Annotated in this window: 14 protein-coding genes; 2 read left to right on the forward strand and 12 right to left on the reverse strand. The window is 42.1% G+C overall.

The features are described from left to right. The first annotated feature begins 1 nt into the window (after position 1). Positions 2 to 364 carry a DUF488 domain-containing protein gene (locus tag WC743_RS15250; protein ID WP_373013139.1) on the forward strand — a complete coding sequence of 121 codons (363 nt, stop codon included), beginning with the start codon at positions 2 to 4 and terminating at the stop codon, positions 362 to 364. Here WC743_RS15250 and WC743_RS15255 read toward each other — a convergent pair. From WC743_RS15255 to WC743_RS15295, 9 genes are all read right to left on the reverse strand, one after another. Next, entirely contained in the window at positions 361 to 1788 is a 1428-nt protein-coding gene (locus WC743_RS15255) for an L-serine ammonia-lyase (RefSeq protein WP_373013141.1), read from the reverse strand. The genes WC743_RS15250 and WC743_RS15255 overlap by 4 nt on opposite strands. 129 nt (positions 1789 to 1917) lie before the next feature. After that, entirely contained in the window at positions 1918 to 2703 is a 786-nt protein-coding gene (locus tag WC743_RS15260) for a mechanosensitive ion channel family protein (RefSeq protein ID WP_373013143.1), read from the reverse strand. Positions 2704 to 3050: 347 nt separating this feature from the next. Continuing rightward, positions 3051 to 4688 (reverse strand): chaperonin GroEL, encoded by a 1638-nt coding sequence (gene groL, locus WC743_RS15265; RefSeq protein WP_373013302.1) that lies wholly within the window; start codon positions 4686 to 4688, stop codon positions 3051 to 3053. 125 nt (positions 4689 to 4813) lie between these two features. Further along, positions 4814 to 5107 carry a co-chaperone GroES gene (groES, locus tag WC743_RS15270; protein WP_373013145.1) on the reverse strand — a complete coding sequence of 98 codons (294 nt, stop codon included), beginning with the start codon at positions 5105 to 5107 and terminating at the stop codon, positions 4814 to 4816. Positions 5108 to 5344: 237 nt separating this feature from the next. After that, positions 5345 to 5695, reverse strand: coding sequence for a preprotein translocase subunit SecG (secG, locus tag WC743_RS15275; protein WP_373013147.1), 351 nt, complete (start codon positions 5693 to 5695; stop codon positions 5345 to 5347). An 11-nt stretch (positions 5696 to 5706) separates the two neighbouring features. Beyond that, positions 5707 to 7356 (reverse strand): hypothetical protein, encoded by a 1650-nt coding sequence (locus WC743_RS15280; protein WP_373013149.1) that lies wholly within the window; start codon positions 7354 to 7356, stop codon positions 5707 to 5709. 21 nt (positions 7357 to 7377) lie between these two features. After that, positions 7378 to 7905: an LptE family protein gene (locus WC743_RS15285; protein WP_373013151.1), complete on the reverse strand. Its 528-nt coding sequence runs from the start codon at positions 7903 to 7905 to the stop codon at positions 7378 to 7380. Positions 7906 to 7911: 6 nt separating this feature from the next. After that, complete coding sequence (locus tag WC743_RS15290; RefSeq protein WP_373013153.1) at positions 7912 to 9156, reverse strand: sigma-54 interaction domain-containing protein; 1245 nt, start codon at positions 9154 to 9156, stop codon at positions 7912 to 7914. Positions 9157 to 9247: 91 nt separating this feature from the next. Then, positions 9248 to 10747 (reverse strand): MiaB/RimO family radical SAM methylthiotransferase, encoded by a 1500-nt coding sequence (locus WC743_RS15295; RefSeq protein WP_373013155.1) that lies wholly within the window; start codon positions 10745 to 10747, stop codon positions 9248 to 9250. Positions 10748 to 10921: 174 nt separating this feature from the next. On the opposite strand from WC743_RS15295, the gene WC743_RS15300 reads away from it, so the two are divergent. Continuing rightward, positions 10922 to 12757, forward strand: coding sequence for a hypothetical protein (locus tag WC743_RS15300; protein WP_373013157.1), 1836 nt, complete (start codon positions 10922 to 10924; stop codon positions 12755 to 12757). 4 nt (positions 12758 to 12761) lie between these two features. Here WC743_RS15300 and sprA read toward each other — a convergent pair whose 3' ends face one another. Genes sprA through WC743_RS15315 form a run of 3 tightly spaced genes read right to left on the reverse strand, consistent with a single transcriptional unit; the run spans position 12762 to position 22858 of the window. After that, the gene (gene sprA, locus WC743_RS15305; RefSeq protein ID WP_373013159.1) at positions 12762 to 19943 is read right to left on the reverse strand and encodes a cell surface protein SprA; all 7182 of its coding nucleotides are present in this window, start codon (positions 19941 to 19943) and stop codon (positions 12762 to 12764) included. Positions 19944 to 19964: 21 nt separating this feature from the next. After that, positions 19965 to 20549, reverse strand: coding sequence for a Holliday junction branch migration protein RuvA (ruvA, locus tag WC743_RS15310; RefSeq protein ID WP_373013161.1), 585 nt, complete (start codon positions 20547 to 20549; stop codon positions 19965 to 19967). Positions 20550 to 20551: 2 nt separating this feature from the next. Next, positions 20552 to 22858, reverse strand: a complete 2307-nt coding sequence (locus tag WC743_RS15315) for an NADP-dependent malic enzyme (RefSeq protein ID WP_373013163.1) — start codon at positions 22856 to 22858, stop codon at positions 20552 to 20554. Positions 22859 to 22881: the final 23 nt, after the last annotated feature.

Below are 22881 nucleotides of genomic sequence, written 5' to 3' on the forward strand. Positions count from 1 at the left end.
CATGGGAACAGTTAAAGTAAAACGGATATACAAACCTTTTGATGAGCAGGATGGTATGCGCATACTGATTGATCGTTTATGGCCACGCGGTGTAAAAAAAGAAACGGCCCGCCTTGATGAATGGATGAAAGAGATCGCTCCCTCTACTGAATTAAGAAAGTGGTTTAATCATGAGACGCCAAACTGGGATGAGTTCCGATTAAAATACAGGCTCGAATTAACGCAAAATGATGCCGTAAAAAATTTGCTGAATTTTATAAAACACCATAAAACAGTTACCCTGCTATACGCCGCACATGATGAGCAACATAATCATGCATTAGTTTTACAAGAATTTATGGGAGAGCTACTTAAAAACACCTAACACTCCGGCAAGCTGATTGGAATGTTGATGGCCAACCCACCGTCAGAAGTTTCTTTGTATTTGGAGTTCATATCCTGGGCGGTTTGCCACATGGTTTTTACAACAGCATCAAGGCTAACTTTAGCTTTATCAGGATTACTTTGCAGGGCCAGCTGGCTTGCGGTTATAGCTTTAATAGCGCCCATAGTATTACGTTCAATGCATGGCACCTGTACTAAACCTCCTATTGGGTCACAGGTCATGCCTAAGTGGTGCTCCATGGCAATTTCTGCCGCCATAAGCACCTGGCGCTGGCTACCGCCCAAAACTTCGGTAAGTGCAGCCGCAGCCATTGCTGATGATACACCTATCTCTGCCTGGCAGCCACCCATAGCTGCTGATATGGTAGCCCCTTTTTTAAATATGCTTCCCACCTCTGATGCTGTGAACAGAAACTGGATGATCTTTTGCTCATCAAATCCATCGCAAAAACTAATAAAATATTGCAATACTGCCGGGATCACTCCTGCGGCACCATTGGTTGGGGCCGTTACCACCCTGCCAAAAGAGGCATTCTCTTCGTTAACCGCCAGTGCGAAACAGCTTACCCAATCTAAAATATTTTGGAAGCTATTGCCGGTTTGGCGCATTGCCATTACCCACTCGGTATAATTACTGTATGTACGGCCACCTATTAACCTACGGTTTAAGGCACAGGCACGGCGGGCAACGTTAAGTCCGCCGGGTAAGTAGCCTGCAGTTTGGGTACCACGATACATACATTCCTGCATTACTTTAAAGATGTTTAGCACATCATCCCGGGTTTGTTGTTCAGAGCGCCAGGCCAGCTCGTTCTCCATCACTACCTCAGATATTTTGAGGCCGGTTTTTATACACCAGTGCAGCAGGTCGCCGGCAGTATCAATGGGGAATGGCAGGTCAACCTCTGTCTTATGCTGCGTTTGCTCCCCTTCTTTTACAACGAAACCACCACCTATTGAATAGAACGTTCCGGATACAGCCGTACCGTTGCTTAAAAATGCCTGGAAGGTTACCGCATTTGGGTGAAAAGGCAGGCTCTCGGTAAACAAAAATAGCATGTCATCATCAGCATGAAAACTAACTTGCTGCTTGCCGCCTAAAAGTAATTTATGGTCGGTATTTATCCGGGCAATTTTGGTATCGATCTGGTCTACTGCAAACGTAACAGGGTCATCGCCGCTAAGGCCAAGTAATATGGCTATATCTGTTCCGTGCCCCTTACCTGTTTTTGCAAGCGAGCCATAAAGTAAGATCTTTACCTCTACAACCATCTCCAGCACCTGCTTATGCTCTAATAGCTGCACAAATTGCTGTGCTGCACGCCAAGGGCCAAGCGTATGTGAACTGGATGGGCCAATGCCTATCTTAAACATATCAAAAACAGAAATTTGCTCTCGTTGCATCGGGTTAAAATTACGGATAGTATTGTATATAAAGCAATATGATTTGCACTCAGGAACGGGGATCATGAACCAGAAAATAGCGTAAAACCAGCCTTGTTTATTTGACCCTTACGGTATGGTTTTTAATATTTATGTCCCCGGTAATTTTACGCCTGCGGCATGCAGGTCTTTAATTATTTTTTCCTGAAGATCTATTTTGGCTGACAGAAAGTTAGGGGGCTGTACCCAAACATTTACCGTAAAACGGATACCATCCAGTTCTAATGCTACTACGCCTACACGGGCAGCGGGCGATTTTAAAATATTAGGAGTTGTAATGATAGCTTTGTTAATTATCTCTTTTACCTGGTCAACATTTACAACGTAACCGAGTTTTAGTTCAAAATCAAGGCGGCGTTTACCTTCGCGGGTTACGTTTACTATAACCTCGTTAAAAAGTTTTCCGTTGGGGATAATGACCGTTTTGTTATCGGCAGTAATTAATACGGTATAAAATATTTGTATAGATGTTACCTTACCATCCTGTCCCTGGGCAATAATACTATCATCTATCTCAAAAGGTTTAAGCAAAAGAATAAGTACGCCTCCAGCAAAATTCTGAAAGGTACCTGACAAAGCCAAACCTGCTGCCACACTAAAAGCGCCAATTATTGTAGTGAATATAGTTAGCTGGAACCCAATAATGTTCATTACCACTATAATCAGCAGAACGTATAAACTGGTAATTGTAAGACTTAGAAAGAAGGGTTGTAATGAAGAATGGACATTCCGTTTGCTCATCCTGTCGCGCAAACGCGAGCGTAAAAACCGGATGAACCAGATACCAACAAAAAATAGTATTAACCCTAAAAGATATTGTGGCCCTTTATCAACCACCCAAACGTGAAATTTATCGTAGAATTCTTTTGGCTCCATAAACTGACCAAAATTAACGCTTTTTATTAACTATATAAGGTTACAAACAGCTCGGGGCCTTTAAATAATAACCATTCCACCAGGCGGCTATGTATATGTGTCCTTTTATTTCTAACATGCTTCATGCCCGTGATTAATCAAACGCTGTGCCTAACCTTAACAATTAATGTAATGTTATTGCAATTACTTAAATCACTCAGGCCAATTTTACTTCGTGTTAAATGATTGTTAAGTCTTATCAAGACACTAATTGTTGTAACCGAAAAAGAATTTTAAAAACAAAACCCTCTGTACACTTTTGTATACAGAGGGTTTGTTTATATATTGACGTGAGTCAGATATGATTATTACATCATACCGCCCATGCCGCCGCCGCCCATTGGTGGCATGCCGCCTTTATCATCATCAGGCTCGTCTGCTAATACACATTCTGTAGTTAACAACATTGCCGCGATTGAAGCTGCATTTTCTAATGCTACACGACCTACTTTAGTAGGATCAATAACACCTGCACCAATCAGGTTTTCATATTTATCGGTACGGGCGTTGTAACCAAAGTCGCCTGTGCCTTCTTTAACTTTTTGTACAACTATTGAACCTTCAATACCTGCGTTATCGCAAATTTGACGTAATGGCTCTTCAATAGCACGACGTATGATCTGGATACCAGTGTTCTCATCTTCGTTAGCACCTTTAAGATTTGTTAAGGCAGCTACCGCACGGATGAAGGCAACGCCACCACCAGCAACAATGCCTTCTTCAACAGCCGCACGGGTTGCATGTAAAGCATCATCAACACGGTCTTTCTTTTCTTTCATTTCAACTTCAGAAGCTGCACCAATATAAAGTACAGCAACACCGCCAGATAATTTGGCTAAACGTTCCTGAAGTTTTTCTTTATCGTAATCAGATGTAGTAGTTTCAATCTGCGCACGGATCTCACCAACTCTGCCTTTAATTAAATCAGCATCACCTGCACCATTAACTAAAGTAGTATTGTCTTTATCGATAGTGATTTTTTCGGCCTGGCCTAACATTGAAAGATCAGCGCTTTCCAGTTTGTAACCTCTTTCTTCAGATATTACAGTACCACCGGTTAACACCGCGATATCTTCTAACATTGCTTTACGGCGATCACCAAAGCCAGGTGCCTTAACAGCAGCAACTTTCAGTGAGCCACGGATCTTGTTAACTACTAATGTAGCTAATGCTTCACCGTCTAAATCTTCAGCAATAATTAACAAAGGTTTACCTGTTTGTACTTGTTTCTCAAGGATAGGAAGTAATTCCTTCATTGAAGAGATCTTTTTATCGTAGATAAGGATGTATGGGTTTTCTAACTCAACTTCCATTTTATCAGAATTGGTAACAAAGTACGGAGAAAGGTAACCACGGTCAAACTGCATACCTTCTACAGTTTTAACTTCAGTTTCGGTACCTTTTGCTTCTTCAACAGTGATAACGCCTGATGTACCAACCTTAGCCATAGCTTCGGCTATTAACGCACCAATAACTTCATCGTTATTAGCAGAAATAGCAGCTACCTGCTTAATTTTGTTGTTGTCTTCTCCAACTGTTTGTGACTGTGCTTTTAGGTCTTTAACAACTTCGGCAACAGCTTTATCAATACCACGTTTCAAATCCATTGGGTTAGCGCCGGCTGCAACGTTTTTAATACCTGCTGTAACAATTGCCTGTGCTAAAACGGTAGCAGTAGTAGTACCATCACCTGCAATATCAGCAGTTTTTGATGCAACTTCTTTAACCATTTGGGCACCCATGTTTTCAATAGGGTCTTTCAGTTCAATTTCTTTAGCTACGGTTACACCATCTTTAGTAACTGCAGGTGAACCAAACTTTTTATCGATAATTACGTGACGGCCTTTTGGACCTAATGTTACTTTAACCGCGTTAGCTAAAATATCAACACCGCGCTTTAAAGCGTCACGTGCTTCAACATTATATTTAACTTGTTTTGCCATGATTTAATTTTGATTTATTGAATTAGTGACTTAGTGATTAGCCTAAATCGCTATTCGGTAGTTTTTATTTTTAAGTTTTAAAATGGTTTTCGGGAAATCAATAATTCAATCCCTCACTAATTCACTAATTATAATACCGCGTAGATATCAGATTCACGCATGATCAAATATTCTTTACCATCAATAGTAATTTCAGTACCGGCATATTTACCGTATAATACTGCATCACCAACTTTGCTGGTCATTGGTATAAGCGTGCCAGATACATCAGCAAACTTACCCGGGCCTACAGCCACTATAGTTCCTTTTTGTGGTTTCTCCTGTGCTGTTTCAGGGATGTAAATTCCAGAAGCAGTTTTTGTTTCGGCAGCTGCGGCTTCAACAACCACTCTGTCTGCAAGAGGTTTAATGTTTAATGACATAGTAATCTATTTTGAATTTATAATTTTAAGTTTTCGTGTTTGCTTTTACATCAATTATGCCAAGCGGTTAAATTTTTCGCAATTGGCATGTTTACTGTTTTATTGTCACCTTTTAGCTATTGCTTAACAACCTCCAAATCTTAACTTAATCTGCGGGTGTCATCGTGTCAGGTAAGCTATATCAGCAAAAAAGGCCCTGGAAAACTCCAAAGCCTTTTAAATATAATTCGCTAAAATTTATTTTTTAGGTGTGTTTTGAGCCGGTGCCGCAGGTACGCTTAGCGGTGCCGTTGATGGTGTTGCAGTTGGTTTAGAAGCCTTTTTAATTTGCTCCATTAATTGCGGATCATCAGATTTTTGAGCGCCGCCTTTAAGCGTTACGTTCATAATAAGCGATAACACCATAATGCCGATAGCTAATACCCAGGTTCCTTTTTCTAAGAAATCGCCTGTTTTTTGTACGCCCATTAATTGTGACGAACCTGAAAAATTTGATGCTAAACCACCCCCTTTAGGGTTTTGAATTAGTACAATTAATCCTAAAAGGACACATGCAATAATGGTGATAATTAATAATACTAAATACATTTTCTTTTATATCAATTTGTTTTCTTTTCTAACTGTTCAATCTGGGATGCAAAGTAAAGCTTTTTTTCTGGAAATTTCAATATCAATTTTTTATAAGTGGCTATGGCTTTATGATATAACATCTGGTCGATATAAATGCGTGCCAGTGTCTCTGTTACTAATGCATCCTGATCTTCGGAGCTTTTCTTAGCTTTATTCTCATTGTCAAGCCTGTCTGCAGCGGGTGGGCGTATCTGCGGTTCGTTATGAATGAACCGCTCAATTATAATATCCTCTTTTTTGTTATGATCAAACTCAACTCCCTTAGCCTCATCATTGCCTTCTATTCCGCTTACTGATGTAAGGCTGAAAATATTTTCATAATACTGCTGCTGTAATTCATCGGGTGCAACACGCTTAACCGGTTTTACAGTTTCTGTATTATTAAATGTATTAAGCGCAGAACCTTCAGTTACTGTTTGCGGTGCAACAGGGCTTACAGCATATGGCTGCAAACTGCCAGCGTGTTCCTTACGGGTTTTATCTAACCACCACATAAAGCTGTACGGCATGGTCTCGTCGTTATAACGCGATAATGTATCGTGGCTTTCTTTTACAGGTTCCGTATCCTCTTGTGTTTCTGTTGATGCCGGCCGCGGAAAATTATCAGTATTGCGCAACTCATCCAGCTTTTTATCAAACGTTAAATAATCCGCGCTTACAATATTGCCCAGTATCAGTTTTTCTTCGTCAATGGCTATGTCCCTGTCAGTAACCCCGGCTAATTTTGGCAAAGGCCTTTCATCTTCATCCTCTTCATCTGCCGGATAATCCTCCTCATTTGCATAATTATTTTGCCCTTCGTTTTGTACAGTATTTGATTTTTCTTCCGCTTCGTGCAATACGTTTACGGTCGGCTCAAAACCTATATCATCAATACTTACTATCTCGTCGTATATTTCATCCTCAATATCCTGCCTAAAATATTCCTTCTCTTCACGATAACCGTTATCTGCGCTCAGGTTGGTAAATGTAGCAGGCTCCTGGGCTTGTGGTGTCTGGGCCTCTTCCTTCTCCTCTGCTAATTCCTCTGTATAAGAATCAAATGGCTCAGGGGTAATGGCCTGGGGCACTTCTGCCGGCTCCTTAACAGTGCTTTCGTCTGTATTATGTGAATTATAAAGCTCAGGTATTATCGTATCAATATCCTGGATCTCATCCTGTGGCTCTTCATCTATAGCTGTCGCTGATTCAGTTTCGCGCGGAACTACGATCGTTTCAGGCTCCTGGCTTACATTAGCTTCAGGCTCTGTAAATGGCGAGGTGGCTTCCTGCTGCTGATCTGCAACATCAGTATGGGTATCTTCCTCCGTAACCTGAACGTTGAAATAATTACCTGCTCCGGAAGCCTTATCACTGATGATCTTATCAGGAGCAACTATATGAAAGCTATCCGGGCCATGTAAAAGTTTGTACAGTGTACTTGTTTTAAAATAAACCGCAGCATTTGTTACATCGTGCTTATCAGTCGCGCGTTCAAGTAATACCCGCAACAGGCCACTCTGCGGATGGTCATTCACCATCTGTTCCAGGTTAGTTACATATAACTGGCCTGTATCTGCCGGGTTTGCCAGCAGTCTCCATAAAATTTCCTTATGCCTGTTATCTAAGTATTGATCCACTTTATTATAAACTATAAATGCTTACCAATAGGCAAAGGCACGGTTAAAAATATCATCGGTTAATTGCTTGTTAATATCCCTTATCAGTGCTGGTTCCTGTGTTGATAAGTCTCCGGTAAACTCCTTGTATTTTGTGAAAGATTCATCAAAACTAAGTTTTTTATCCTTTTCGTAAACATATTTTACCTGAACAGTAATTGTTAAACGGCTTGCACCGGCAATTGGCGCAACATTTGGGTTAGTTGCCTGGATAGATGCGGGGGCTATACTATAGCCCGTTATAGCACCAGACATGGTTGCGTTTGCCCCCTCGTTACGCACAATGCTTATACCTGTTTGGGTACGTATACGATCTTTAAGCGCTTCGGTAAATTGCTGGCTCAAAGTAGAAACAACAAGCGGCGCATTGTTTTCAAAAAATTGTATATCTATAGTTTTTAGGTCGGCCGGAATAGATGCTCCGCTTTGTGTTAGTTTGTAAGAGCATGATGCGAAAAGCATAACCACCGTACCCATCATCACTATATTTAAGAAAAGCCTTTTGCCCATGTTTCGTTATAAATCTAATTCTTTTATTTTACGATATAAAGTTCTTTCTGATATTCCAAGTTCATTAGCCGCCAGCTTGCGTTTGCCTTTATGCTTTTTAAGTGCCTTACGTATCAAATCTGATTCTTTATCTACCAGCGATAATGATTCTTCTACTTCCTCGGCCTCGTGCGTAATGTTATAATCAGTATTGTTATTATTGCTGCTGTTATTGTTAACGGGTTGCTGCAGGGTAAATTGTGTTTCGTTATTGTTAACCGGCAATTCAATATCCCTGTATAATTTGGTTAATGTTTGCGCATGGTTTGGGTAGTTTGTGCTTACCCCGCCTTGTTCAATAATATCGGCCACCAGCTTTTTCAGCTCAACCATATCGCGCTTCATATCAAACAGCACCTTATATAAAATATCCCTTTCAGAAAAATCTTCTTTTTGATGATCTAAACGCATTGGCAGGTTCCTGCTGCTTGCTTCATGCGGTATATAGGTTAATAACGTAGGCGCGGTTATTATGCGGTCTCGTTCCAGAACGGCTAATTGCTCGGCCATGTTTTTTAACTGGCGAACATTACCCGGCCATGAGTAGTTTATTAAAACCTGTTGTGCCTCATCATCCAACTGGATAGGCGGGGTACGGTATTTATCGGTAAAATCTGATGTAAATTTTCTAAACAATAGAAAAATATCTTCTTTCCTGTCGCGCAATGGTGGTATCCTTAGCGGAACAGTGTTTAAACGATAATAAAGATCTTCTCTAAACCTACCCGCTTTAACCGCGTCATAAACATCAACGTTGGTTGCGGCAATAACACGCACGTTGGTTTTTTCTACTTTAGATGAACCCACCCTTATATACTGGCCAGATTCTAATACCCTTAATAAACGGGCCTGTGTACCCAATGGCATTTCGGCAATCTCATCTAAAAAGATAGTACCCCCATTTACTGTTTCAAAGTAACCTTTACGCTCGCCAATGGCGCCGGTATAAGCACCTTTTTCGTGGCCAAAAAGCTCCGAATCAATAGTACCCTCGGGTATAGCACCACAGTTAACCGCAATGAAAGGCCCATGCTTACGCGGGCTCATCTGGTGAATAATGTGCGAAAACACCTCTTTACCGCTACCACTTTCGCCGGTAATTAATACCGAAATATCTGTGGGCGATACCTGGTTGGCAATATTTATAGCTCTGTTCAACAATGGTGAATTACCGATGATGCCAAAGCGTTGTTTAATTTCTTGAATATCCATAAACCCCCCAGCCCCCTGAAGGGGGAGCTTTTTTTATTTTTTATTTATATAACCCCATTAACCACCCTAATATTTAGGACGTAACTCCCCTTCAGGGGGTTTGGGGGATAATTCCCCCTATCAATGTTGCCGACGTAGTTCTTTCAACCAAAACATTTACGTACTGGCCCGGTTTGTAATGCTCACTTACCGGGAATATCACCATGGCGTTTTGATCGCTACGGCCGCAATAATCATTGTTTGATTTTTTAGAGAACCCTTCTATCAGCACTTTTTCTACTTTACCAATACGTGCCTGCATCCGGTAAAAAGAATACTCCTGTTGTTTAGCCACAATTTGTGCTAAACGCTTTTGTTTTATCTCCTCCGGGATGTCATCCGCATAACGTTTTGCTGCCAAAGTCCCCGGCCTTTCGCTGTACTTAAACATATAGGCAAAATCATACTTAACATAATCCATCATACTTACCGTATCGTTATGTTCTTCCTCTGTTTCGGTACAAAAACCGGTTATCACATCTGTAGATATAGCACACTCAGGTATTATCCTGCGGATGGCATCTATCCTGTTCATGTACCACTCGCGGTCATAAGTGCGGTTCATAATATCAAGCACACGGCTATTACCTGATTGTACCGGCAAGTGTATGTAGTTACAAATGTTATCGTATTTGGCAATGGTGTATAAAACCTCATCGGTAATATCCTTAGGGTGCGATGTTGAGAAACGTACACGCAACTCCGGACTAACATGTGCAACCATTTCCAACAAGCTGGCAAAGTTTACTACAGCCTCACCTAAATCCTCTCCATGGGAGAGGACTTCCAGATTGTCCTGCTCATTAGAACCCTCTCCTTTGGAGAGGGCAGGGAGAGGCTTTGTCCATTTGTATGAGTCCACATTCTGGCCAAGCAAAGTAACTTCCCGGTACCCGCGGTTAAACAGATCGGTACATTCTACAACAACTGAATAGGCATCCCTGCTGCGTTCACGGCCACGTGTAAACGGTACCACGCAAAACGAACACATGTTATCGCAGCCACGCATAATAGATACAAAGGCGTTAATACCATTGCTATTTAAACGCACCGGACTAATATCGGCATAGGTTTCTTCGCGGCTTAATAATACGTTTACCGCACGTTGGCCACCATCAACCTGTTCTATTAAGTTTGGCAGGTCGCGGTAAGCATCAGGGCCTACTACAACATCTACCAGTTTCTCTTCTTCTAAAAATTTAGCTTTTAAACGCTCGGCCATGCAGCCCAATACGCCAACCACCATACCGGGGTTTTTAAGTTTAGCACCGGCAAATTCTTTCAGCCGGTTACGTACGCGTACTTCGGCATTCTCGCGGATAGAACAGGTGTTAATGAATACTACATCGGCATTGTTAAAATCTGATGTGGTTTCAAAACCTTGTTCTGATAAAATAGAGGCCACAATTTCGCTATCGCTAAAATTCATAGCGCAGCCATAGCTTTCAATATAAAGCTTGCGCCCATTGTTTTTACCAATAACCGGCTCTAATACTAAAGCCTCGCCCTGCCTGCTCTCGTCGTGCACTTTATCCTGAATAAGCAAATCCATCGTTATTAAAAAATTGAACCGCAAAAATACATAATTTTTATATATTGGATGACAGTTTGTCAGCGTTTTAACAAAATGAATGTTTTGTTGTTAAGGTAAACGAGCAGATAATAACAGGCGAAAAAGGTTATCGGAAAAATTTCAAAGAAGAAAACAGTATACAGTATAAAATAAATGGCGTTAAAGTTTCTAAAGAACAAGTGGCAAAGAATTTCATCCATCGTTTTATTAGTATTGGTTGTACTGGTACTGATACCTGCAGCGCTTATTAACAGGTATTGGTCGCCCATATTGGCAGATAAGGTTAAAAGCGAGCTCCTTATTAATACAGATAGCTTATACAAAGTTGACTTTACTAATGCGGAACTTCATATTCTGCAAGGTAAAATTGTTATTTATGATATTAAGCTAAGGCCTGATACAGCTGTATACAACCGAAAAAAGAAACAGGGACTTGCACCAAATAACTTGTATGAACTGCAAGTAAAAAAACTGGTGCTCTCTCATATGCATCCATTTACGCTCTACTTTAAAAACAAGCTAAATATTGGCCGGATTACCTTAAGTGCCCCCAACCTGCAAGTAAGCTTTCATATAAATCATACCAAAGACACCGTTGTAAAAGACAGCCGCACTGTATGGCAAAAGATCTCTAAAAGCCTTAAGCTGATACATGTGAATGAGATATACCTTAACGATGTTAAATTTAAATACAAAGATTATTCGGGCGAAAAATTAGCGGTATCTGAATTAAAGGAGATGAACATGAAAGCTACCGACCTTCTTATAGATTCGGCGACACAAACAGACCGTTCCCGTTTACTGTATTGCAGCGACATTACTACCGAGTTATATAACTATACCGGCAAATCGGCCAATGGGCTTTACACTTATACTGTTAAACAGGTTAAGCTATCTACCAAAACATCCAAGTTAAATATCCAGGGGCTGGTACTGCTGCCCGTTAAGCCAACTAAATTTTTTGACAACAGCAAAGCCGACCGGTTTTCTCTCCGGCTGGATTCATTGCAAGTAAACAATTTTGATTTTTTTACCTATCACAAATACCATAGCTTTAATGCTTCAAACCTGTTACTAAGCAACGGTACACTATCTGTATATAGTAATCCTCATGGCCTCAAAAAGGAAACCGACAGGGTAATTACTTTTCCGCATGTTGCCATCAAGAAAATAAAAACGGCTTTTAATATAGACACCATAACCGTTAAGCGGATAAATGTTCTCTATAACGAATTCAGTAAAAAGTCTAACAAAACAGGCACAATAAGCTTTAACAATACTACAGGCAAGTTTATTAATGTCACCAACAATATAGATTCTCTTAAAAAACATAGCATTACAACCGTTAGCTTAACTACCTTGTTTATGGAGAGGGGCCGGCTTAACCTATCTTTTGTTTTTAACCTTACTGATGCAGGAAATAACTATAGTTATAAGGGCCACCTTGGTAATTTTGACCTGCCAAGAATAAACCAGGCAACCATGCCGCTGGCAATGGTCAAGATCACCTCGGGCAAAGTAAAAAGTTTAGATTTTGATTTGCATGCCTCCAATAAAATTACAAAGGGCCGGGTAAGCCTATTATATAATGATCTTAATGTTAACCTGCTTCGCCCTGATACCGAAAATGGCTACTCTAAAAAAACACTGGCATCTATGTATGCCAATTCATTGGTAATTAGTCACAACAACCCTGATAAACCGGGCGAAACGCCACGTTCATCATCTGTGTTTTTCATCCGCCCATCCAACTCTCCTTTTTTTAAAACCATATGGAAGGCATTGCTAAGCGGCATTAAGCCTTGTGCCGGCCTGGGTGTAGTTAAAGAGCAGGAAATAAAAGCCAAAATGAGTGCCCATGAGAAAAAGACACAGCAACAGGGTGTTAAAAAAACCGAGCGCAAACGCAAGCGTGCTGAAAGAAAGCTGAACAGGCAAAATAAGAAAGTAGAAAAACAGCGGAAAAAACTGGCTGAGCCAAATAATTGAGCTATTACTGCAGCAACAGCTTTAAGTTAATACCAAAATTAGTAAATGCCGTATTAAACGTTTGGGATGTATATGGGCGGGTAATATTACTGTCGTAAAAAAGATTGAGGTTAAACCGCTGGTTAATGACATAATCAATTGATGGGCGCAGGGTAATATTTTGTGCGCCCGATGATATTTCAGCGGCTTCTATATCGGCGCGATAGATGAGTGTTTTATTATCACGCACAGCTACATCCAGCTTAAAGTTTACATCATTATTTGTTTTGGCCCCTGTACCAAACAACCCAAATGGCATCCTGAAATTTTTAGGCCGGTAGCCAAAGCCAAACACCAAAATATTCTCGTCCTGCTGTGCCAGCTGACTGTTCAGCAAGCTCAGGCTTAATGAGCGTGTTTTCCGATATTCAAAATTGGCGGTCATGCTGTTTTTAAAACGGACATCGGCACCAAACAGCGGCACAAACTGCTCAAAGATACTTACCTGCGAGAACTGGTAAAACGGCAGGAAATCATTATTCGCATCCCTTGAACTCACCCTACCACCGGTTTCCTCATATTGTAGCAAAGTAGTATAGCTATTTACGTTGTATGACGAACGGTACCCATGCTTAATATCAAATGAATCAAACAGATCATTAATGATCGGCAGTTTGCTCAGTCCGTTATAAGTGATCTGCCAGTTAGGGATGGGGATATTTGGAAACTGATTCAGGCTTGATGAACTTGCACTTTTACCTGTATACGCCGCCAGAAAAGCCGGAACCAGCACGTTTTGCGCGTTGGGCCCATATCCATCTGCATAACCATTAACAGGGGGGCCGGAATTTGGATTGCTTTGACCCAGTTTTTGAGATATAACCTGCCTGTTAACCAGAAACTGCTGAAAAACGCTCGATGTATTATTAATCCCTGAGTTTTTAGAGAAGGCTGTAGCGATTGACAAAATGGATACGCTATAAGTACCCGATGTAACCGGACTTAAATTTTCAATGCTATTGGTTGTAGCCAGGTATTTAAAATTGGTTTGATAGTTCCTGTCCTGCATCTTAAACGCAATCAATTCAATCCGAAGATCTTTTATAGGTTCAATTATACTTCGCAGGCGGATATCTTCATTAAAGGTTTTTACATACAACTGGTTTTGCAATGTATCGGTTGTTATCCACCCGTTGGCAATGGCTTTACTCCTCAAATCTGCCTGGCTGCCTAACAAGAAACCAATGCCCGGCGCATCATAAGTCAAATCCTGCCCAAACAAGTTTGATTGTGGTAAATAACCCGGTAAAAACGTACCCTCGGTACGCGTATAAGTTCCGCTTATGTTTTTAATACCGGTTAAAATACCCAGCAGGAACTTCCCTGCACCACCCTGATCTGTGTTGTTGTTTTTACGTAGTGCTGCAAACTTGTTGTATAAGCTAATAAAGTTTAAAGTAGGGTTCAGCTGTATGCTGCGCGAATTTTGGATACTGTTACCAACATTATAATCGGGATTGTTAATGGCAAATTCTGGTTGGGTTTGCCAGTTAAAGTGGGTGCTATAGCGGGCAATAAGTGCTGTCCAGTCCAGTCCCGGTATTTTATTTATCGGGGTGGTATAATTAAAGTTAATAGTGTGGTTGTAATTGGTAGTACGCCCCAGCCTTTTCAGGTTCTCCCATAAGGTATCGCGCTTTAAGCCGTTAATACGGCCGGCGGGCTCATCAACTACCGATAGATTTGTAGCATCAATATCCATCTGTAACGATTTGGATAAATTCCAGCCAATGCCATAAACACGGGTAATATTAAAGTTTTTGTTGAAGCTGGTTGGTATAGGGATAAAGTTATTCGGGTCGTTATTTCTTAGCGTATTCTCTGAATAAAAACGATCAAAGTTGATACTGAAATTTAACCTTGTTGGCAATATGCTAAAGTTAAAATCGCGCGCCAGTGCCAGCATGTTGCTTTTTATTACTTTTTCAAATGGCGTGTAATACCTGGGCTGATTGGTATAGTTATAGGCCAGCGCCGCGCGGTATGTTTTCGAGAAATCGTTCTCTACAATAAAATCATGATGCTGGTATTCGGTGTAAGCATAGGTGGCACTAAAGTTTTCTACATCCCAAACATGGTTTGGTGCTGTGGGGTTTGTCCGCTCCTTATGTACGTTGGTAAAATTGATGCTTTTCCGAACTGTATAATCAACCGTTACGTTTTTAATAGAGTCTCGCGCTTTGGTTGTTGGCGCCGCTGCCAATGATTTCTTCAGCTCCACATCAGGCGACCCCGGATCATACTGCGGAGTACTTTTTTGGGTTGAATAATTTACATAAGCCGGTATACGTATCCCACTTTTTTCCGGGAAAAACTTACCCAGTTCCAAACTACCCGATACATCGATCACCTGGTTATCGCTGCGGCTGCGATCACTCACCCTTGAATCAATAGTGCCAAAACCAATGGTGCTTTTGCTACCCGCCACGGTAATGTTACCAAAGTCGGCCAGTGCGGCATCAAACCGCGCGGTAGCTGCCCAGCCGCCACGCTGATCAAAGTCTGTTAAGCGCAGTTCATCAAACCAAACTACCCCTGTTTTATCAAGGCCGTCATCGCCCGGCAAGGTTGGCTTGTATGGGTTACGTACCCCCAGCATAATAGCGCGCAAGCGGCTCAAATCCGGCTGGCCTTTAATAGTCACTTTATTGCGCCCGTCTGTGTAGGTAAACGGCACGGTAAATGGCCACGGTTGCCCGTTAAGTTTGGCATTATTACGGGCCAGCTTTGCATCGGTTAATATAGAAAGCTCCAGGTTTAGTTCATTAATGGCAGGCCATATCGCATCAGGGTCGCGGGTGCCCGGTTGGGTAATGGCCAGTGGCACCTCGTATTCGTAATAGTTATCCTGATAGTCAACACCCAAACGTACAAAAGCACTCAGGTCGTTGTCTTTTAACTGGTCGCCTTCGGCGTGAATAAACATCTGGATCCTTTTGTATGACCGCAAGTCATTATAAAAAGTACGGAACGCCGCCCTTGAATAACCATCGCGCAGTTGGGTCACGTTCAGCGATAATGATTGTTCGTTAAGCTTAGTATCTGTTTGCAGGTTATTGTAATTTCTCTGGCGATTAATGCCCGGTGGCACCACGTAAGGTATTGGGGTACGGTTACCGTTCTCCTCAATATTTACGGCCTGCACATCAAGTGTTGAGTTATCAATTACCGGGCTGGTAATAGCAGGGTCGGCAATAACATTTAACGGGTTATTTTCGGCATTGAACGTACGCCATTCGCCACGTACCAGTTGCAGGGTAGCAAAACGCAAAATTGATGTATCGGCAAAGTTGGTCATGAACATCCGCATGAAACGGATGGCTTTAAAATCCTGAATGTTGCCTACTTTTCCCTGATAATCGTTAATTGGTATCCTAAACTGATACCAGGTAACGGCTTGTGTTGTACCGTTAGCCAGTTTAACCTGCGAGGTAACTTTATCGCTGATAAAGTTTTGGCCAATTACCATATCCTGCGGCCGAACGGATACTTTATATTGAAAGTATTCGTCGGTTTGGCTCATATTGTTATCCCTGTTAATATCCTCACCATCGGGCAATGAGGTTGATGCCGATGTTTGCAAGCCAAGTTCGGCTTGCGACTGCTCGGCTGTTTTAGAGTTTCCATCGGTACCGTTATAGCGGCTGTAACGATCAAGAATGCCCGCACGCGCGGCGTCAAGATCAGGGCCCTGATAGTACTGATAATCATCAGATGAAGGGTCGGTAGTTAAAGCACTCGCAGCCGAGGGACTCAATACCGCTTTGGCCTGTGCTACAAAACTGGAAAACTTTGTGCTTTCATCCGCGTCATTCAAACCGTCTAAACCTACATCCTGCAACTTGCGTGCGTCGGGGTTGTTATCAAAAGCGTTAATAACCGGTTGCAGTTTAGACACCCTGCCCCAAACTGTTTCGTCGGTTTTATCGGTACTGCCATCAACAGGTAAGCTGTTCTCCAGGCTTTTTCTGCCATCCTTCAGGATATCTTCTGATATACTGCCCAGGTTAAAATACAGGTCGCCACCTGCCGATGTTGGCTTGTAAATAAACGGATCCATCATCCAAAACTCAATGTAGCCTACGTTTAACGATTCAAAGTCATTGGTCTCCAGCTTGCGGAAAATCCCCCCCCAGCGGTTACGCGGGTTTTGTAATGTACCATCGCTATTTACGCCTACTGTGGTATAGTTATACGGGCCACGTACAGTTGGGTAAAAGGCAAGGCTTAAAGTTGGCAAACTTAAAGGCTGCCCGGTAACAGATTGCTTATAAGGAAAAACCTCCTGCTCAATAACCTGCCTTACATAGTGGTTGGATAGCTCGCTTCTGTTTACCGGTATACTGCCCGAATTGGTGTAAAATATAGGGTCGATATTGTAATAGGCTAAACGGGCGCGGTTAAAGCCATAGGTCAGCTGATTAATATCCTGCGCTTCGGCAAACATTTGTGGGGTACCTGCAATTTGCCAGTTAATAGAACTTTTTATGTCGATGATGGAACGGCTGTTCTCAAAATCGTCCAGATAGGATGTTCCATTTTTTGACCCTGCAAAGTTTAACGCTCCGGGGCTGCCGGGCATTAGTTTGGCAAATTCACCGCTAAAATTTACGGTTGATGGCGCTTTGGTATTAATGAACGGGATCTTATCTACCAGTTTTGTTAAAAAGCGTGATTCTGAACTGTAATTGGCATCAAAACCCCATATAGTGTTTGAGATAGACTCTTCGCCAACAATTTCGTTTTGGGTGATGGGCTGCTCGGTTAAGTGCATAATGGTAGCACCTAAAGCCAGCTTAGGGTTTACCCTATAATCAAACCTCGACCCAAATAATGATTTTTGCTGAACACCAAACAGTTCATTATTCTCTAATTTAATATTTATTGGCTGGCCAGATGAAAGTAAAGCCTGGTTAAGCATCCGGATACGGCCCGCGCTGTAATCAATAGTATAGTCTGTTCCCTCCTGCAGTTTCAAGGTACCCGCAGTAACCACTACAGAACCCTGAGGGATGTTAACCGCGTTAAGCTGATACTCTGACCCACCCTGCGAGCTGTAGGTTCCTTTTATCATGAAGCGGTTAAGCTTAGGAAAGAATTGCTGGGCTATGGTTTTGGTAGAGTCATACAACGGTTGGTAAACATAACGGTTCACCAGGTCCTGCTCACTTGCTGTAAATTGCTTGGCAAGGTCGCTGCCAAAAGGCTCCAGCACCGGAAACACTATCCGCCCGTTTTGTGAATCAATAGTTATGCCTTCCAAAAAGTCAAAATAACCATCGGGCTGCTTGGCGTTCTGCTGATCGAGGTTATCTACTCCTGTTAATTGCAGCCATCGTTTACCCTTGGTGTTCTGCCCCTCATCCATGATAGTTTTCTCAATGCCCGATTTATCATCCAAACGGCTAATGTTCAGTTTAAAGTTTGTTGGGCTTATCTGGAAGGCTCCTGTTGAGTAGATGTTTTTCATCATCAGGTCCCAGGTTGGTAAATTGGTTTTTAGCAGTTCGTTTTTTAATAATTTTACAAACAACGATTTTGGCGTAGCCGCATCAACCGCCACATCACTTGAAAACTCACCCACCTGGTATTGCACCCCGTTGTAGGAGTACTGATAAGCAACGGCCAGTACCTCGTCATTATTTAAAGGATAATTAAGGGAGATATAACCCAGCTGAGGCGATAAGGTATACTCCTTACCTAAAACCAGCTTACGTGCGTAAGTTAGCTTTGAATAGTTATCTGTACTGCCCGTGGTACGGAAGTAATTCGCGATATCGTTTGAGTTAGTAACATGGGCATTGGGCGGTAAATTTTGCAGTAATGAGTTAGACTGCTGCACAAAGCCCGGCCCCTGGAAGCCCGCCGGCAACCCGCTGTAAGCCGGCCCACCCTGAATTAAAGTAGTGTTGTAAGGTTTATTTTCACCCAAATCCAAAAAGGCAACAATATCGCGCGAATCGGTAGTAACGTTGGTACGGTTGGTTGTCCAAACTTCAATTTTTGTAATATTAACGTTTGAGCTTATGATAGGCACATTAGCCAGTGCCCTGTTATAATTGTTTCTGAAATATTGCGACAGGAAGTAGTGTTTATTAGACTCATAATCTGCCGGTGTTAAATTAATTGTGCCTTGCTGCGCCTGATTAGTGATTGTAATATTTTTTGCCTGTGAGCGCTGTTGCGAAAATATACTGGTGATATCCAGCTTGCCAAACTTTAGCTTGGTTTTTACCCCAAACAATGCCTGGCTGCCGCTTATAAGCGTAGTATTTAAAGGCAAGCTTACCGTACCTGCTTCTATTTTTTGGATGATCTCATCAGGGTGGCCTGTATAATCCAGCTTTATCTGGTTCTCAAACTGGAACTGTGCTTCGGTATTGTAATTGGTGGTAATTTTTAATTTATCGCCAATATTACCGGTAACATTCAGTTGTATCCGCTGGTCAAAATTAAAATTGAACTGCTTACGCTGGCGGGTATTAAATAATGGGTTTTCATTACTATTTATCTGCCCTGCCATAATTACTTCTGCAGATCCTTGCGGCCTTATATCAATTACCGAGCTGCCAAAGATCTGTTCAAAGGTTTTGCTTCGTACCTTAAATTGCGGAATAAACCCTTCCTGCTGCGAGTCATATGCATAATTATCTGCCAGTTGTTTAAAATACTCGCGTTTAACCCCCTTTTGCTGCAGCTCGAGATACTGCATAAAAGTAAGGTACTGTGGCGCGCGATATAGCAGGTTACCCACCCTCTCGTACAAAATGTACATATTGGTTAGCGGGTCATATTCAATTGTACGGATCAGCCCGGGAGGGTCGAATGAAAAAACGCCTTCGCGCAGTAACTGATTTTTTGTTTTTGATAATTTTGGTGCCGCTTTTAATGGCGGCAATGTGTCTCTTGGAGAAACAGTTTTTGCAGTTGTTGTGCTTGTGGGCTGTGTTGTTGATGCCGGCTTGTTCCCGGTAAGCGGTATATTAGGCGGATTAGTATTACTTGTATTTGGAATTGTTGAACCCGGCCTGTTTGGAACCGGCGTACCGGTGGCAGGTTGCTGTTGTGCATAAGCTTCCCCCAGCCCGCAAAACGCAGAAATTAGAAAAACACCTATAATATATTTATAAGTAGTGTGTGTGATCAAGGGGCAAAAAATTGAAAGTAATTATAAGCTTTTTAAAGCAAACTTAATCAATTGTTCAACCGTTAAAACATCACTATTTTTTCTCATTTCTTGGTCAAGTACTTTCTCAGCTGTATTGCGTACAAACCCCAGCATAACAAGCGCTGAAAGGGCCTCGTCTTTAACTGTAGCAGACGCAGGCATAACGGTAAGTGTATCCGGTCCTTCCTTGCGCAATTTGTCCTGCAGCTCCAGTATGATCCGCTGGGCTGATTTTGGCCCAATGCCCTTTATGCGCTGTATAAGTGATACGTTCCCCTGTACAATAGCAGCCTGGATCTCGGCGGGTGTTATAGATGATAACATCATGCGCCCGGTATTGGGGCCAATGCCTGATATGGATATAAGATGCTGAAAAAGCCTGCGCTCACCTTCACTGGCAAAGCCATAAAGGGTATGTGCATCTTCTTTTACATGCAGCCATATAAAAAGCTTACAGCGTTCACCTTCAGTAATTTGCGAATAGGTATTTAGAGATATATTGATATGGTAACCTACACCTCCGGCATCTATAACAACATGCGCAGGACTTTTAAAAGCTAACTTGCCATCTATATAATCGTACATAATTATTTAGATTTACGTCCTTTTAATTTTGCAGCTTCGGCATGGCCTTTGGCCTGCGCATCAACTACTGCAATAGTAACCATGTTCACAATTTCTCTTACCGAACTGCCTAACTGTAATACGTGTACCGGTTTCTTTAGTCCAAGTAAGATTGGACCAACAGCCTCGGCCCCGCCAATTTCCTGCAGTAATTTGTAAGCTATATTACCAGCTTCTAACGTTGGAAATATCAGTGTATTTGCCGGTTTTCCGTTTAATGTAGAGAACTCAAAATTATCAGCCAGTAGTTCGGAGTTTAATGCAAAGTTGGCCTGCATCTCACCGTCAACTACCATGGCAGGATATTTTTCATGCAGAATGCGCACGGTTTCCCTTGTTTTTTCAGGTATCTCGCCATCGTTTGATCCAAAATTGGAGTATGACAATACAGCCACGCGCGGTTTAACATTGAACTGCGATACAGAGCGTTCAACCAGAACGGTAATATCAACCAGTTCCTGTATAGTTGGGTTAACGTTAACCGTTGTGTCAGCAAAAAATACCGGCCCTTTTTCTGTGATCATCAGGTACATCCCGGCAACACGGTTAACACCTTCTTCGGTACCAATAATTTGCAGGGCAGGCTTTATTGTATCCACATAGTTTTTGGTTAAGCCGGATATCAATGCATCGGCCTGGCCAAACTGTACCATACATGCGCCATAATAGTTACGATCTGCAATGAGCTTTTTAGCTTCAAACATGGTAATACCTCTGCGCTGACGATTTTTGAACAAAAACTCGGCAAATTCTTTTGAGCGCTCACAATCATCACGGGTATCAATCATCTCCACATCACCAAGGTCAAGCTCATTTTCTTTAATGATCCGTTTTATTTTCTCAATATTACCCAGCAGGATAGGAATGGCGATGCCTTCGTCTTTAACAATTTGGGCGGCCCTTAAAATTTTATAGGTATCTGCTTCGGCAAACACTATGCGTTTAGGTTCTTGTTTAGCTTTATTAGTTATATCGCGCAGTAATTTATTATTGTTACCTAAGCGGGATAATAATTCTTCATGATAAGCATCCCAATCTGTAATGGCCTTGCGCGCAACACCAGATTCAATTGCCGCCCTTGCCACAGCCGATGATACCTCGGTAATTAACCGCTGATCCATTGGTTTAGGGATGATATAATCGCGGCCAAATTTAAGATTGGTAATATTATATGCTAAGTTAACTGCTTCCGGAACCGGCTTTTTTGCCATCTCGGCAATGGCCTTTACCGCAGCTATCTTCATTTCTTCGTTAATGGCGGTTGCCCTAACATCCAATGCCCCACGGAAAATGTACGGGAAACCTAATACGTTGTTCACCTGGTTAGGAAAATCAGAACGGCCGGTTGCCATAATGATATCTTTACGGGCGGCTATTGCCAGGTCATAAGAAATCTCAGGCTCGGGGTTGGCCATGGCAAACACTATAGGATTCTTTGCCATGCTCACCAGCATTGCCGGTGTTACCACGTTACCTGCTGATAAACCAACAAAAACATCGGCATTCTTCATAGCGTCTGCCAGGGAAGTAATGTCCTTACGTTGAGTGGCAAATTGCAGGCGCATCTCATCAAGGTCGGCACGCTCTGGTGTAAGTAAGCCATTAATGTCAAACATTACCAGGTTTTCTTTTTTAACCCCTAACGACAAATACATTTTTGTGCAGGATACAGCTGCCGCACCGGCACCGTTCACTACCAATTTTATCTTGTCCAGCTTTTTGCCCTGTATTTCGCAGGCATTCATCAGGGCAGCGCCTGATATAATGGCCGTACCATGCTGATCATCATGCATTACAGGGATCTTCATTTCGGCTTTTAACCTGGTCTCTATCTCGAAACAGGTTGGTGCAGATATATCTTCGAGGTTAATACCGCCAAAAGTTGGCTCAAGGGCTTTAACTATGTTTACAAATTCATCAACCGTTTTGGCATTGATCTCCAGGTCAAAAACATCAATATCAGCATAGATCTTAAACAGCAGGCCTTTACCTTCCATAACCGGCTTACTTGCCTCGGGGCCAATGTTACCCAAGCCCAATACCGCGGTACCATTACTAATAACAGCCACCAGGTTACCCTTTGCTGTATATTTATATACATCGTCTACATTTTCTGCAATGCGCAGGCATGGCTCGGCCACACCTGGTGAGTAAGCTAACGTTAGATCGCGCTGAGAATTAGTTGGTTTTGTAGGTACTACCTGTATTTTGCCCGGGCGGCCTTTTGAGTGGTAATTTAAGGCGTCCTGTTTACGATTGGTTTTGTTCATCTTATCAAATTCAAGCCCTCAAA

Source organism: Mucilaginibacter sp., from assembly GCF_041660805.1.
Classification (GTDB): Bacteria; Bacteroidota; Bacteroidia; order Sphingobacteriales; family Sphingobacteriaceae; genus Mucilaginibacter.